We start from the raw sequence: 14,457 nt of genomic DNA on the forward strand, positions 1-14,457 counted from the left end.
GGTACTGCCGGTCATAACCCCAACGCCCCTCCTTGACTACCATCGCCTCACCCATGGCGTTCACTGTATCTTCAAAGGTATGATCTGTGCCCAAGTCGATGCTCGGAAACTTGAAATCCTCTCCAAGATCGTAGGAGGGGAACGCAATGGCACCGCCGGCATGTTCCTCTTCCGCAAGCCCGTACAAGTTGGCTGCAAATCCGATCTGGGTTTTCACTTCCTTCTTACAGTATCCGAAGTAGTTATCCGCGATCAACGTGACCACGACGCCCGACTGATCCCGACAGGTGATCTTGAAGGCACCGCCGTTGTTGTAACACTCGTCCTCCTGCTCCCAGCACATGCCTTCCCGGCGCTGCCGCTCGCTTGCCTCGCTGATGTGAGGAAGTCCCAAATCCTTCTTGCGCAAACGGATGAGGTGCGGGGCGAGAATGACGCAACCCGATGTACCCGTCCACGTTTGCGGATCCAGCGAAAGGTCGTTCTCCGGCAGAAAGGGATCACCCCCATTGCCAAAAATGGACTCCACAAAATCAAGATTACAGATCAGGTTGCCCGGAACAAAGAACCGAATCTCCGAGCGTTTTGCCCGATTAAACCCATGCACTTCAGGGACCACCAGGGGTTTGAGCAGTAGGGATACAAAGCCGCGCGCTTTGGCTGCTTGTGTGTCCGTAAAGGGAAACTCCTGTAGTTTTTCCGGGGGTTGAAGCGCCGCCTCATACAGCTTTGCAAACACCGACAACGGAACCTCGATCTTGTCCGCAGGCACCGGGTATCCTGTGTCTGCTATGTGAAAAACCCCTTGGGTCGTGCGACGGTCATTCAGTGGATTGTGCAGTACGCCCTGCTTGACTCGGTAAGACCAGACGATGTCCGACTTGAACCAATCCCGGTCGGGCGGCAGGGACAGGCAACGCGCCAGCCCGTGCCGGTCCAGGACAAAGGTGCGGGTGGGCAAAAGGGGAACATCATCGCCAAACACCGATGCGAGTTTGCGGTCCAGGAAATCCTGTATCCGTCGATCCACCGGAGGAAGATGATCACTAAGCAAGCGGTTCTTCTCGCGCATGTTGGCGATAATGGACGCCCCCATGCTCAGAAAGTGATAGTCCGCTTTTTCCCCATAAATGGGTTTTCCAAGGGCGGCGAGTTTGAGATTGAGATATTCAATCAGCTCACTCGGATTTGATTCTTCTTTCCAGCTCAGTCGCGCGGACATTTCTTCTGGCTTCATACAGTGTGGGTCCCTTCAGTTGCTTGGATTCGCTCGGATTCCCATGCGAAATCGCTTGGGCAGTTTGTGAAATCAACAGTGTGGGTGCATTCCGGGTCAGTAGGAAAATCGATCCACACTGAACCCATTCAATGCGGGCTCTTGCAAAAGTTCAAGCGAAAGACTTTCCAAGTTCTCCCAGGCAGACTCAATCGTTTGAGACGCCGCTTGAATCAAATGAGGTCGTCGCACCCGTTTGCTCATAAATCCCAGAACCCGTTCAAGTGAGGAGGGTTCTGCAAATCCGGAAAACCAGTGCATCGCATGCATGCGTTCTGCCGGAATGCGCATGCGTTCGGGCAAGTGCTGCGCATGGGTGCGCAACGAGGCATACAGTTTGCCCAGGAAATCAGAAAACCCAGGGTCAGGGCCCAGCACTGCCCAATGCTGCACCAGCACGTGATCCAGCAATACATCCATGACGACGGGCGCATATCTGCCACAACCCGGTTGCAGCAATCGACACGCCTCAAGGAACAGGGGGTGCTGGTCCGTCCACGCGTCCAGCGCACGATGGGCACGTACACCGCGAACGAGTTCAGGATGCTGTCCGATCAGAATGCTATTGATCGCAAAATCCCCCAATAACTGGCCGAGCATGAAATGCTCCCAATCCGCAGCGATCCGGGCATGGGCGACAAAATTCACCCCTGACTTCAATCATAGCCATCTCGTTCGGTCAAGGTACGCGAAAGCTCTCACCGCACTTCGCGCATAAAGCGCCAGGGGACCGACGCCCACTCCGGTCCCGCATAAGTCACTCCAATGCGCGGCGTACAGCGCACAGGTAATTGTCGCTGGGGTGCCTGCAATGGAAGAGGTTCGAGCCACAACCCGGTCGCCTCCGAGCAGTGCTTCGTGTTATAGTGCTGATCAATGCCAAGTGCTTTGGTCAGACGACCGGGACCTTGAAACCCCTCAACCCCTCGGATCAATACTGCAGAGGGATAGTCCTGCTCCGCACTCACCAGATTCAACAACAAGTGCACTCCGTAACAGAGGTAAACATACCAGTAGCCCGGTGGTCCAAACATGACAGCATTGCGGGGAGTTCGCCCGCGGTGCGCATGTGAAGCCCTATCTTCAAATCCATGGTAGGCCTCCACTTCCAGGATCGCGCAGCGCCGGACTTCCCCCTGCCCGCCCCGGATACAAAGGGCACAATCCAACAGCAGGGGAGCCAGCTCCAATGCGTTCAGCGAGAGATCCGGTAGCCGAAGAGCACCCCCATGGTTCGATTCATCTTCCTTCATCGCTGCGGTCAAATCCGAGCAGACGGCTGGCATTGCCCCGGGAAATGCGCTTCCAATCCAGCTCTTCCTTTACCTGCTCCTGCATGGAGTTCAAAAACCGGTAAAATTCCGGTTGTCTGGCATCATTGGGATACAGTCGCAACGGGTAGTCCGATCCGAACAAAATGCGTTCGGCAGATAGGACTTCCAGAGCCAGTCGCATCACTTTTGCATCGTATAACAATGCCGATGCTGCACAGTCAAAATACACGTGCTTCCAACGCTTCGCGATGTAGGGGTTGAGCAGATGGGTGAACACCAACCCACCCCAGTGTGCCAGCACAATCGAAAGACTGGGATGAGATTCAATGAAGGCCTGCAATTCACGGAAATCCGTCTCCTCTCGCGGTGCATAAGGACGTCCGACAGGTTCGGTCACATGCAGGAGAACCGGCCAGCTTCGCTTTGCAGCAAACGCCGCAGCGACCAACCACTGCTCGGAAGCAAGAGAAAATCCCTGCACGCCCGGATGCAACTCCCCCAATCCACAAAACCCCTGATCCTCAATCCTGCTCAGATGGGGTTCCTGCTCCTGCAAGGGTACCCACGCCGCAAAAGCCGAAAGTCGGTCTGGATATCGGCGCACACAAGCCGCCATCCATGCATTGTGCGCCTGTGCCGTTTCCGCACGCTGCCAGTACCATCCCTGTAGCACCACTCTTTCAATTCCAGCATCATCCATGTGCCGTAGCATCTGCTCCACTGACACCCACCCTTGCAGACTCCGGCTGCGCAAAGCTTTACGGGCAGTTCCTCGTTCGGCGGCTGAGCTTTCATCCACTTCTGCCTGCGGAAGCAATTCCTCCACCATCAGCGCATTCCAAAAAGGTTCGTTTGGGAGCATGGTAGCGCCCTTTGCGGCAGTTCCCATCTCCGGAGGAAAGGCATGCACGTGAAAATCAATGAATTCGTTTTTCATGCCACCAGCTGTGTTGCTCAGAGCATGGAGCGGGATTGCCCGCCATCCACATTCCAGCAGGTACCATTCACCAGCGACGCACGCTCCGATAGCAAAAAGGCCACCGCATCTGCAATTTCATCGGCACGCCCCAGGCGTCCAAGTGGTAGCTCTCTCTCCGTGAAGGCTTTCATGCCCTCCGGATCTGACTTCAGACGACGATCCCAGCTTCCGCCCTCAAACCAGATCGACCCGGGTGCAATCGTATTGACGCGAATGCCTTGGCCTACCCACTCGACAGCCAAACTTTTTGACAGCGCGATCAATGCAGCCTTTGACACGTGGTAAAGGCTCATGTCACGTCCCCCGAATTCCCGACCGTAAATCGACGCATTAAACACGACGGAACCTCCGTTTTCACGCAGGAAAGGAAAGGCCGCTCGCGTCGCCTCGAGCGGTCCGCGAAAATTGGTCGCCAGCAGTGCATCCCAATCCTCATCCGTTGTAGCTTCGAAAGGCATGCGCCGATTGGTGCCGACATTATTGACCAGTAACTGCAGGCCATTCATGCGCTTTGCCGCCTCGCGAACCACATCGGCAGATGCCCCCTTTTGCGACAGGTCAGCTTGGATCAGGTGTATTGTCGCATCAGTGCACAACTTCTTGAGTTGATCTCGTGCCTCTTCCATCGGCTCCGCATTGCGGGCGCAAAGCGTGATGGGGCAGCCTTCCATAAGCAGGCGCTGCGCAATCGCCAATCCGATTCCCCGGCTCGAGCCTGTAACCAGGGCAGGTTTTCCACGTAATCCAAGGTTCATCGCAATAATTACTCCGGCATTTCCATACGGATGCCATAAAAAAACCGAGTTTCCCATGAAACCCGGTTTTTTGCAAAACGAAAGACACTCGCAGGGTTGTCGGGTCAGATCCCGATCACCGCATCGCCACGCACAGGCAGCTCTCCGCTGACAAGTTCACAGTAGGAAACCTTGTCCGTGACACGCGTGACGCGGATCGTGGCCGTCACATCGCCTTCGATGCGGTCAAGCACCTCTCCCGTGCCGGGATCGATCAGCACTTCCCCAATCTCACGCACCTGAAACTGTGCTCCCTGCTGCACGTTAAACTCCGCTCCGCGATTGATCACAATGCGGCCGTCGCCGGTCACGGTCACGACGCTGCCTTCTGTATCATAGTCTTCAAAGAGACGGGCAACGTATTCCACCGCCTGTGCCACACAGTCATAGGCTGCTTCACCCACGGGTGTTTTTGAAAATCCTCCGATCGAGGTGCTCAGTCCACTTTCCGAGAATCCAAGAGAGAAACTGCGGTTACCCGCCTTGCCCACGATGCGCTGCGTTGCCTTGAGTTCGGATGTACTGGAGTCAAAAATTTTGATGATCATTTCGATCTGGGCTTTTCCGCCACTCAGCCCGGCATTCCACTTGCCGATGCGGATGCCACCGCCGCCGCCAGACTCCTCAGCCTCCACGCCAGTAACTGTGCAGCGTGCCAGGTATTTGGCGCTGCGCACCTGACCTGTCTGAGCCACATCTCCAGCCTGCGCCGCGCGACCACTGCTCTGAAAATCCTGCTCGGAAAGCGTTGCTTCCATGTTTTCCCGTTCGACCACGACAAACCGGCCCGACTGATGCAAGACGTTCTCCAGCATCGTGGTCATGTTTTCCTGAAGATCGATGTCTCCTTTCCAGAACGAAGTGTTCTCAAAAGGAATGACCCCGATTGCATGCTTGATCCCGTTGTAGGGGGGTAGATCAAGTTCCGCATTTCCGTCCTTCGCTTCCGTCTTTCGACTGAACAGCGCAAAGGCCGAACTGGTGCTCGCCAGCAACGCGATTGTGAAGAGTGCTGTAGTTCTGAGGTGATTCATGATAGATTTTGCAACTTGGTTAAACGCTTCTTCGGTAACGAAAGAACGCTACAAAAGGTTAGAAGCTCCCCTTTGGAAAGCAAACCAGACTGATAAAATTCCGGTTCGCTCACCCATGCTGGAAAGCTACAATTGAATTGGCGGCAATGTGCCGACTTTTTTAATGACGCGATGCCTGCGCTCTGTATTCACAATTGCTTCAGTTTCTTTCGCAACTGGGATTCATTGACCATGCCCACAACCTTGCCGGCATAGTTGCCTTTCGAGTCAAAAAACAGGGTGGTCGGGATGCTGCGAATCGGTCCGGTCAACTGTGTTAGTCTCAAATCCCCATGCACCACGGGATATGCGATGGGCATGCGTTTGAGAAATCCATGCACTGCCCCAACATCCTGATCGAGCGAAATCCCCACAAACTGCACCTCAGACTCCAGCTCCGTCGCAATGTTGTTGAATGCCGGAATCTCTCGCACACAGGGACCGCACCAGGTCGCCCAATAATTGATCACCGTTGCCTTGCCTGCAAAATCAGCCGAATTCAGAGTCTGGTCATCCACCAATTCAAAAGTCATGGCAGCCTCATGCAGATTGAATGCACCTGCCGTGCTGCCAGCGGCAACTGCAAGTTCATCCTGCTTCCCCGGACTGCTCATGCGCTGTAAGGGACACTGCCCGGTAAACGCAAAGGTTGCTCCGTAGGCAAGTAAGAGAATGAGCAGCAGGCTCTGGATCGGATGCTTCTTCAGTGAATTTTTGATTTTTACGATCATGAACAGGGTAAAAACGTTCGGATTCTGGATTTGACTGCACGTTAACCTGCTCCATCCACCGCACATTTCAACAAAGTTCAAGGCTTTCCAGCACACTCTGTGCATGCCATTTGGGCAGACAGGAACGGTCTTTCGGATACCCCCCTCCGAGCGTTCCAACCAAGCCCGCATCCCAATCCGAAACTGCCTGGAAGACGCGCTGATCGCGCCGTGTCATTGCATCCAGACTGAGATTCATCTGCCCAAACCGATCCGACTCCAGCACATCCACACCACTGATCCAGAAAACAAGCTCGGGTTCAAAGCGCTGCGAAACCTCAACCAACGCCGCATCGAGAGCGTCCAGATAAGTGCCTTCATCCACGTACCGCGGCAGGCCCACATCCAAATCCCCCGGCTCCTTCTGGGCAGGGTAGTTGGCACCCACATGGATCGACAGGGTGAACACATCTGGGACTGCACGAAGAATGCGGTGTGTTCCATTGCCCTGATGGGCGTCAGTGTCCAGCACCAGCATACGCAAACCAGGCTGCTGCTCCCGCATCGCCAGCACCGCAATCGCCACATCATTGAGCACGCAAAACCCCAATCCTTCGGCAGGCATGGCGTGATGGGTGCCGCCACCAAGATTCCACGCAACTCCCTCATCCAGCGCGGCCATCGCTGCTGCCAGTGTGCCACCCGCATCGAGTCGACTGCGCTCCACCCAGCGCGGATGGTGTGGCAATCCAAGGCGGTTGCGCGCATAGCGCGATAACTGGTCTTGGCTCACTGCATCGAGATAGGATGCTTCGTGGGCTGCAAGCACCTGCTGCCAGGTGACAAGGGGTGCTCGTTCAAACTCCAGATAGGGAGCTTGCGAACATTCGTCCAGATGGCACCGAAGTTCCGGATACTTGGCAACCGGAAAGGGATGCCCCTCCGGGAGTGGCACATAATATCCCGGATTCGAAAAACACTTCATGCAAAGCGCAGACTGACAAGGGGCTGAACAAGTCTTGCTCAGTCACGCCATGCAAAATGATCCACGTCCTTGGCCAGGATGATATCGAGCGGTGTTACCCGGTCACCCGCACTGTGGGTATTCAACCCGATTGTAACCTGGTTATACAGATTGTAAATCTCCGGGTGGTGATCACGCCGTTCACATTCATAGGAGAGTCGCACCAAAAACGACATTGCCTCAGCAAAGTGTTTGAAGTGAAACGTCTTCACGATGCGATGATCCTTGTATTCCCATCCCTTCAGGCGGGTCAGCTCCTCTCGGATTTGAGACTCAGTGAGTGCTTTTTCCATAATGTTGTAATGTGACGCACTATTACGACATTCAATGCCTGAACCTGTCAACCGAGCAATCGCATCCGCATTGCGACCCGGGCACATCCAGCTCGATGCATGGAACCCATTTTTATGACTGCTTTGCAATGCCTGCCAGGTGTCATTTCGGCTTCCCCCTGTTTGAATCATGCCCATCTCCAATATTCCCTCAAGAATGGCTTGGCGGTGAGGCAAATCTTGTGCTAGACCCTAACCCTACGCCGCATGAACGACGCTGAAACAGGAAATCCCAAACACATTGCCATCATCATGGATGGCAACGGACGCTGGGCGTGCGCACGCAACCTGCCCCGCATCGAAGGCCACCGACAGGGCGTGCGCAACGTCGAACTGGTCGTCGAAATGGCAGCAGAAATCGGGCTGGGTTTTCTCACGCTCTATGCCTTTTCCAGCGAAAACTGGAAGCGTCCAGAGGATGAGGTCAATGCCCTGATGCGCATGCTCAAACACTTCCTGAGTGAAAAGGAAACCATGCTGCACAAACACAAGATCCGCCTTCGCTCGATTGGCAGAATCGAGCAGCTGCCCGCAGACGTGGTCACTCTGCTGAGAGAGGTTGAGGCGCGCACCTGTCAGTATTCCCGCAACCTCACACTTGCCCTAAACTACGGATCCAGACTCGAGGTTGTCGATGCGGTCAAGTCCTGCATGGCTACTATTGGAAGCGATGCTCAGGCCCTGCAACAGTTGACCTGGGAACAGTTCTCCCGACACCTGTATACGGGTGACATGCCAGACCCTGACCTGATCATTCGCACTTCGGGCGAGACCCGCCTCAGTAACTTTCTCCTGCTCCAGGCCGCCTACGCCGAAATCCACTACAGCCCCGTCAACTGGCCCGACTTTGGTCGTGAGGCATTCGAGGCCGCACTCGCGGACTATCGTGCCCGCGAACGACGCTTCGGCCGCACGGGCGAACAACTCAAAACCCGCACATCCTGATGCGCCCAAACCCAGCACCCGACCCAATCCAGCAGGACATGAAATCCACCCCTGACAACCGCAAACCACGCAACAAGTGGATGCACTGGTTGGCCCGCATTGGAACAACCTTTGCTCTGGTCGGTGCAACCTGGGCCTATCTCTACTGGTTGGGTCTGGTAGGCGGTCTCTTCCTGCTGGGTGCACTCTGCGGACTCACCGCCTTTGAATTTCTGCACAGCTCACCGTTGCGCATGCCGCGCTACCGTATAGTACTGCTCGCAGTCATCAGTTTTTTTGTCCCCTATCTCTGTCACCGCATGCTCATTGATCCGTCGCGCTCCGGGTTGACCCTACTGGTGTTTGAGATCTATCTGGGCATTTTCATCACCCTGACCCTGCTCGGACTGCGCTATGTAGCCCTGCTCAAGGTGCTCTCCCGCAGCATTTTATTTCCGATCTGGGGCATTGCGCTGCCGATGACCGCACTCATCTTCACCGCCCACTACGTCGTGGGTCTGGGGCGCACGAGCACCATCGCACTGCTGTGGGTGATCACCATCATCTTTGTCACCAAAGCAACCGATATTGGAGCCTTGCTCGTGGGTTCCTGGATCGGAAAACACAAGCTCGCACCCAAAACAAGCCCGGCCAAAACCATCGAGGGTGCCATCGGCGGTGTGGTTGTGAGCATGCTCTGCGCGCTGTTGATCTATCTGCTTGGCAACATCCGCCTGCACAGTCTGGGCAACCCCTCTCCGGACTGGTGGAATCTCACTCGCATCCTTCTGGCTTCGGGAACAATCTCAATAGCGAGCATCCTTGGTGACTTGTATGAATCCTCGTGGAAACGTCACCTCTCCATCAAGAACTCGGGTTCCATCCTGCCCGGCCTGGGTGGCATGTATGACCTTACCGACAGCCTCATCCTTGCCTCCCCAGTCGCCTATTTCCTGATCAAATACTTCCTGCTGCCCTCCTGATCCTGCTTGATCCTTCCCGCCCATGCCATCCAAACGCCGCATTGCCATTCTCGGAGCCACAGGCTCGATCGGACAGAATGCCCTGCGCGTCATACGGGCGCACTCTGACCAGCTCGAACTGGTCGCCGCTGCCGGAGGATCGCGCATCGCTCCGCTCGCAGCCATTGCGCAAGAATTTCAACTCCGGCAGGTCGGTGTTTTTGAACCTCCAATCCCACCCGGCGAATTGCATGGCTCATTCCCTGCGCAGACGCAGGTGGTCACAGGCATGCAGGGGCTGATCGAAATCGCAACCCACCCGGATGTCGATATGGTGTTGATCGCAGTTGTCGGCACAACCGCACTGCTTCCCTGTATTGAGGCAATTCGCGCGAAAAAGGATATCGCACTCGCATCCAAGGAAATCCTCGTTATGGCCGGCGAGTTCATCATGCCAATGGTAAGGGAACACGGGGTACAACTGCTGCCAACCGACAGCGAACACAACGCCATCTTTCAATGCCTGCGGGATGAACCCCTTCGCACGGTGGAGAAGGTGCTGCTGACCGCATCCGGCGGACGCTACCTGAACACCCCCGTCGAACAGCTCGCTTCCATTCCAGCCGAAGAGGCCGTTCTACACCCGAACTGGAGCATGGGGCAAAAAATTTCCATCGATTCCTCGACCATGGCCAACAAAGGTCTTGAGGTGATTGAAGCACGCTGGTTGTTTGGGCTGCAACCCGAGCAGATCGAGGTGGTGATCCACCCACAGAGCATCGTGCACTCGATGGTGCAGTTCCGCGATGGCTCGCTGATCGCGCAGCTCTCACCGCCCAACATGAGTTTTGCCATCCAGCATTGCCTGCTCTACCCTGAGCGTGCCTGCGGAATCGATGCCACGCTCGATTTTTCGCAGTGCCTGACTCTGGAGTTTCAACCGCCCGATCAGGATCGCTTTCCGTGCCTGCGACTGGCGTTTGACGCATTGCGCCTCGGGCACACTGCCCCCGCCATCTTTAACGCCGCCAACGAGATCGCCGTATCCGCCTTCGTTGAAAAACGAATCGGCTTCCTTGATATCCCACGCGTTATCGAATTTACTCTGGAAAACCTGCCCATCCTCAAGCCTGCCAACATCGAAACCATCATCGAAACCGATCAGGAGGCACGAAGGATCAGCCATCAATGGACCGTTTCATGACGTTTGACAGCACTCTCAATTTTCTCGGCAATCTGCCATTCTTCTTCGGAGCCATCCTTGGTCTCGGGCTTTCCATTTTTGTACACGAACTGGGACACTTCCTGGCCGCTCGCAAGCGTGGACTGAAGGTGACGCGCTTTTCCATTGGCATGGGTCCGCGCATCTGGTCATGGAATCGAAACGGGGTCGAATACCGCCTTTCTCTGCTGCCGATCGGGGGTTATGTCGCCCTCCCTCAGCTGGCAGACATGGGACGCCTTGAGGGTGCTCGAGAGGACGAGGCCTCACCTGAGGAAAACGAGCCATTGCCGCCCATCTCATTCAGTGACAAACTGATTGTCGCGGTGATGGGTGCCGTCTTTAACTTCATATTTGCCTTCCTGTTGGCCCTGGTGCTCTGGGGGACCGGACAACCCACCACCAATGAAATGCTCACCACCGAAGTGGGCTATGTGAGCGAACAACTCAGCATTGATGGGCAGGCCATTCCCGGTCCTGCCTTTGAAGCAGGCATTCAGCCTGGAGATATCATCACTGCTGTAGATGGGTCAAAAGTGGAAACCTTCATGGATATTCAGCAGATGGTGCTCACCAGTGTGGGACGCACCAGCGATGGACAGCCCGAAGTGCAACTCGAAATCGAGCGCGATGGTGTGAGGCAGGAACTCGTCGTTCAACCGGCCATTGCCTATTTCAACTCGGCATCCCGCGATCCCATCCGCACGATTGGCATCCTGCCCGCCAGCATCGTACGCATCCATACGGTTTCCCCGAACTCTCCTGCTCAAAAGGCAGGCTTGCAACCCGGCGATGTGGTCACGCACACCAACGGCGTCCCCATTTATCACCTGCGCGCGTTCATCGATCTCATTTCTCAAAAACCCGGCCAGCCAGCAGAAATGGTAATTGAACGTGAGGGTCAGAGTCAGACCCTTCTGCTGCAACCTTCTACTGTTGCGCGAACCAAACCGGTGTTAGCTGTGAGCCTCGAGCGCTCCGGTGAAACCTCCACGTTTACCATCCGCCCTGACTTTTCCAAAGATTCCACCGAGCGAAAAACCGACCTGACATCCAGCGCAACCCTGTTCATCCACCAGATTCGCTCCAACTCCGCTGGAAATCTGGACCGCCTTCGGTCCGAGGATCGGCTCATCGCGATCAATGGCAAGGCCGTGGAATCGCTCGCCGATGCCCAAACTGCGCTTGCCAACGCAGCAGGTCCGGTCCTGCAGCTCACACTCGGACGCGGCAGCAACACGCAAACCCAGGCGGTGGTGTTCAACCGTTTGAGCAGCAAAGTGGAGGGTCCTATCACACAACCGATGGTCGGATTTTCCACGACGCGTGAGACTGTGATCACTCACGTCAATCCGTTTAAGCAGTTCAGCCAGCAAATCGACATGACATTCCGCATTCTGGGTGCGCTCATGCACCGCGGTTCAGAGATTGGCATCGGACACCTCAGTGGTCCGATCGGAATCGTGCGCCAGCTCACTGAAATCACACGAATCGACCTGCGGTTGGCCCTGTCGTTCCTGATCCTGATGAATGTGAATCTGGGCATCCTCAACCTTCTGCCCATTCCGATTTTGGATGGCGGACACATCCTCTTTGCAACCCTCGCCAAAATTCGACGCAAAGCCCTGCCCGCCCGCTTGGTGGCAAGTCTTCAAGGAGCGTTCATGGTTTTGCTGTTGTCCCTGATGATCTACGTTATTTTCAAAGACAGTGTTCGCTGGCACGGTGATGCACAGGATGTGGACGAAACCACAGCCATGAGCAAGCTCTACATCGAACCCGTTTTTGTAACTCCGGAAACGACTTCAGAATCCGAGTAGGAATCACAGCCCATGCAACTGTATTGCGAATCACGTTTAAAAACCATCCGGCGCGTCACCCGTGAGGTCGCGATAGGGCCGGTCAGGATCGGGGGCAATCATGCCATCGCGGTACAGTCGATGACCACCACTCCCACCGAAGATGTGGCCGCGACTGTAGCCCAGGCGAGGGAACTCGCCGAAGCAGGTTGCGACATTGTGCGCATCACGGCTCCATCGCTCAAGGCGGCGCGCGCACTGCAGGCGATTCGGGATCAGTTTCGTAAGGATGGCTTCACTACCCCTCTGGTTGCCGATATTCATTTCCTTCCCAAGGCAGCCATGGAGGCCGTTGAGCACGTTGAAAAAGTGCGTATCAACCCTGGAAATTTCGCAGACTATAAAAAATTCAAGGTAATTGAATATACCGACGCTGCCTATCAGGAAGAGATCGACCGCATCCACGATGCATTCACCCCGTTCATTCTGCGCTGCAAGGAACTCGGGCGTGCCATCCGCATCGGCACCAATCACGGCTCCCTTTCGGATCGCATCATGAATCGCTACGGTGACACACCGGAAGGCATGGTGGAGTCCGCGCTGGAGTTCATCCGCATCGCAGAATCCCACGGATTTCACGATATCGTGCTGTCGATGAAGGCGAGCAACCCCAAGGTGATGATCGCCGCCTACCGACTGGCGGTCGCACGCATGCAGGAGGAGGGCATGGCTTACCCACTGCATCTCGGTGTCACCGAAGCCGGCGATGGAGAGGACGCCCGCGTCAAAAGCTGCATCGGCATGGGTTCCCTGCTCGCCGATGGGCTGGGAGATACACTACGGGTATCCCTCACCGAAGATCCCGTGCACGAAGTCCCCGTGGGCAAGGATCTGGTGCGCTGGACCGAAGCCCTTTGGCAGCAATCTTCCTACTTGGCACCCGATGCAACAGTAGCACCGGAATCCGTTGATTTCTACCAGGCTAATCGCCGCGAAGTAAAACCAATCCTGCTGCCCGATGGCACGAACTGGGATCATGAGTTGCCCACTAAAGTTGCCGTCGGCTCTGCCGAAAACCTCTCCCCTTCCGATCTGGTCAAGCGGGTCGCCGAAGTTCAGGTGCGGCAGAAATCCGCGCGCATCGAATACTGGGTTCATGCCGTCGAAAAACCCACACACATTGAGCAGCTGGCCATACTTGCAGAGGCATGGAAGGGTGTTATTAATGGATTTGTCATCGACCTCATGCAATGCGACTGCATCGATGCGCTCCTTCCGCTGATTTCCCGGAATACATCCTTTCACTGGATCCTCAATGTGGCTCATCGCGATCTTGAGCAGGTGCTTGGCAAGCTCCCGGAAGCCCCTGCATTGACGTGCTGCATCGATTTTGCAGGCATGCGGGCAGACCGGATTCGTCTGCTCTCCAATCTTTCGAACTGTCTGGTCACCCTGAGTGCTCCGCTGGAGGGACTGACTGCCATTGGCAGCTACCGGGCCTTGATCGCCGAGCTCGATGCCAATGGTTCGAAGCCTGGACTCTGGCTTCGCAATCTTCCCGAAAATTTCATCAAACAAGATCCCTGTGCATTTGCAGATCTGCTGATGGAGAGCAGCATTCTCTCAGGAACGCTGCTTTGCGAAGGTGCAGGAAATCTGATCAGCGTCGAATCTGAACCCAATCTGCTCAAAGCCACCGCCCTTGCCTACAACATTCTGCAGGGTGCACGCGCACGCATTTCAAAAACTGAATTTGTTGCCTGTCCCTCCTGTGGTCGCACTTTGTTCGACCTGCAATCGACTACCCAAAAAATTCGCAGTCGCACCCATCACCTTAAGGGAGTGACCATTGCGATCATGGGCTGCATTGTGAACGGTCCGGGAGAAATGGCCGATGCGGATTTTGGCTACGTCGGAGGTGCTCCGGGGAAAGTAAACCTCTACGTCGGAAAATCCTGCGTGAAGGTCGGCATCCCCGAGGCCCAGGCAGTGGATGCGCTCATTGAACTCATTCGCGAGCACGGCAAGTGGGTGGAGCCGGAAGTCGTCGAATCGGCCTGAATCGGAATGTGACCTATTGCACTTTCC

Annotated in this window: 14 protein-coding genes; 5 read left to right on the forward strand and 9 right to left on the reverse strand. The window is 55.5% G+C overall.

The window, feature by feature from the left end:
* The 9 genes from ABQ298_13030 to ABQ298_13070 form a co-directional block, all read right to left on the reverse strand.
* Positions 1-1,237, reverse strand: a 1,237-nt coding sequence (locus ABQ298_13030; GenBank protein MEQ9825301.1) for a hypothetical protein, incomplete at its 3' end; no start/stop codon positions are given.
* Positions 1,238-1,333: 96 nt separating this feature from the next.
* Positions 1,334-1,924 carry an ACP phosphodiesterase gene (locus ABQ298_13035; protein MEQ9825302.1) on the reverse strand — a complete coding sequence of 197 codons (591 nt, stop codon included), beginning with the start codon at positions 1,922-1,924 and terminating at the stop codon, positions 1,334-1,336.
* Between the two features lie 50 nt (positions 1,925-1,974).
* The gene (locus ABQ298_13040; GenBank protein ID MEQ9825303.1) at positions 1,975-2,529 is read right to left on the reverse strand and encodes a DNA-3-methyladenine glycosylase; all 555 of its coding nucleotides are present in this window, start codon (positions 2,527-2,529) and stop codon (positions 1,975-1,977) included.
* On the reverse strand, positions 2,516-3,487 hold the full coding sequence (locus ABQ298_13045) for an amidohydrolase family protein (GenBank protein ID MEQ9825304.1): 972 nt from the start codon (positions 3,485-3,487) through the stop codon (positions 2,516-2,518). Before ABQ298_13045 ends, ABQ298_13040 begins: the two co-directional genes overlap by 14 nt.
* A gap of 17 nt (positions 3,488-3,504) precedes the next feature.
* Entirely contained in the window at positions 3,505-4,284 is a 780-nt protein-coding gene (locus tag ABQ298_13050) for an SDR family oxidoreductase (protein MEQ9825305.1), read from the reverse strand.
* 104 nt (positions 4,285-4,388) lie between these two features.
* The gene (locus ABQ298_13055) at positions 4,389-5,357 is read right to left on the reverse strand and encodes a CsgG/HfaB family protein (protein MEQ9825306.1); all 969 of its coding nucleotides are present in this window, start codon (positions 5,355-5,357) and stop codon (positions 4,389-4,391) included.
* 188 nt (positions 5,358-5,545) lie between these two features.
* Complete coding sequence (locus ABQ298_13060; protein MEQ9825307.1) at positions 5,546-6,127, reverse strand: TlpA disulfide reductase family protein; 582 nt, start codon at positions 6,125-6,127, stop codon at positions 5,546-5,548.
* Positions 6,128-6,194: 67 nt separating this feature from the next.
* Entirely contained in the window at positions 6,195-7,091 is an 897-nt protein-coding gene (locus ABQ298_13065) for a histone deacetylase (protein MEQ9825308.1), read from the reverse strand.
* A 38-nt stretch (positions 7,092-7,129) separates the two neighbouring features.
* Positions 7,130-7,423, reverse strand: a complete 294-nt coding sequence (locus tag ABQ298_13070; GenBank protein MEQ9825309.1) for a 4a-hydroxytetrahydrobiopterin dehydratase — start codon at positions 7,421-7,423, stop codon at positions 7,130-7,132.
* A 246-nt stretch (positions 7,424-7,669) separates the two neighbouring features.
* Between ABQ298_13070 and uppS the strand changes: the two genes are divergently transcribed.
* Genes uppS through ispG form a run of 5 tightly spaced genes read left to right on the forward strand, consistent with a single transcriptional unit; the run spans position 7,670 to position 14,430 of the window.
* Positions 7,670-8,407 carry a polyprenyl diphosphate synthase gene (gene uppS / locus ABQ298_13075; GenBank protein ID MEQ9825310.1) on the forward strand — a complete coding sequence of 246 codons (738 nt, stop codon included), beginning with the start codon at positions 7,670-7,672 and terminating at the stop codon, positions 8,405-8,407.
* Positions 8,408-8,445: 38 nt separating this feature from the next.
* Positions 8,446-9,369, forward strand: a complete 924-nt coding sequence (locus ABQ298_13080; protein MEQ9825311.1) for a phosphatidate cytidylyltransferase — start codon at positions 8,446-8,448, stop codon at positions 9,367-9,369.
* 22 nt (positions 9,370-9,391) lie between these two features.
* Entirely contained in the window at positions 9,392-10,552 is a 1,161-nt protein-coding gene (gene dxr / locus ABQ298_13085; GenBank protein ID MEQ9825312.1) for a 1-deoxy-D-xylulose-5-phosphate reductoisomerase, read from the forward strand.
* Positions 10,549-12,390 carry an RIP metalloprotease RseP gene (gene rseP / locus ABQ298_13090; GenBank protein ID MEQ9825313.1) on the forward strand — a complete coding sequence of 614 codons (1,842 nt, stop codon included), beginning with the start codon at positions 10,549-10,551 and terminating at the stop codon, positions 12,388-12,390. Before dxr ends, rseP begins: the two co-directional genes overlap by 4 nt.
* A gap of 12 nt (positions 12,391-12,402) precedes the next feature.
* Positions 12,403-14,430 carry a (E)-4-hydroxy-3-methylbut-2-enyl-diphosphate synthase gene (gene ispG / locus ABQ298_13095; GenBank protein ID MEQ9825314.1) on the forward strand — a complete coding sequence of 676 codons (2,028 nt, stop codon included), beginning with the start codon at positions 12,403-12,405 and terminating at the stop codon, positions 14,428-14,430.
* Positions 14,431-14,457: the final 27 nt, after the last annotated feature.

The sequence above is a fragment of the Puniceicoccaceae bacterium genome, from assembly GCA_040224245.1.
GTDB lineage: Bacteria > Verrucomicrobiota > Verrucomicrobiia > Opitutales > JAFGAQ01 > JAKSBQ01.

What these genes read in the sequence shown, in the direction of transcription:
- dxr (MEQ9825312.1), top strand. Translation starts at nt 9,392, where the DNA reads ATGCCATCCAAACGCCGCATTGCCATTCTCGGAGCCACAGGCTCGATC.
- ABQ298_13055 (MEQ9825306.1), bottom strand. Translation starts at nt 5,357, where the DNA reads ATGAATCACCTCAGAACTACAGCACTCTTCACAATCGCGTTGCTGGCG.
- ABQ298_13045 (MEQ9825304.1), bottom strand. Translation starts at nt 3,487, where the DNA reads ATGAAAAACGAATTCATTGATTTTCACGTGCATGCCTTTCCTCCGGAG.
- uppS (MEQ9825310.1), top strand. Translation starts at nt 7,670, where the DNA reads ATGAACGACGCTGAAACAGGAAATCCCAAACACATTGCCATCATCATG.
- ABQ298_13050 (MEQ9825305.1), bottom strand. Translation starts at nt 4,284, where the DNA reads ATGAACCTTGGATTACGTGGAAAACCTGCCCTGGTTACAGGCTCGAGC.
- rseP (MEQ9825313.1), top strand. Translation starts at nt 10,549, where the DNA reads ATGACGTTTGACAGCACTCTCAATTTTCTCGGCAATCTGCCATTCTTC.
- ispG (MEQ9825314.1), top strand. Translation starts at nt 12,403, where the DNA reads ATGCAACTGTATTGCGAATCACGTTTAAAAACCATCCGGCGCGTCACC.
- ABQ298_13070 (MEQ9825309.1), bottom strand. Translation starts at nt 7,423, where the DNA reads ATGGAAAAAGCACTCACTGAGTCTCAAATCCGAGAGGAGCTGACCCGC.
- ABQ298_13080 (MEQ9825311.1), top strand. Translation starts at nt 8,446, where the DNA reads ATGAAATCCACCCCTGACAACCGCAAACCACGCAACAAGTGGATGCAC.
- ABQ298_13060 (MEQ9825307.1), bottom strand. Translation starts at nt 6,127, where the DNA reads ATGATCGTAAAAATCAAAAATTCACTGAAGAAGCATCCGATCCAGAGC.
- ABQ298_13065 (MEQ9825308.1), bottom strand. Translation starts at nt 7,091, where the DNA reads ATGAAGTGTTTTTCGAATCCGGGATATTATGTGCCACTCCCGGAGGGG.
- ABQ298_13040 (MEQ9825303.1), bottom strand. Translation starts at nt 2,529, where the DNA reads ATGAAGGAAGATGAATCGAACCATGGGGGTGCTCTTCGGCTACCGGAT.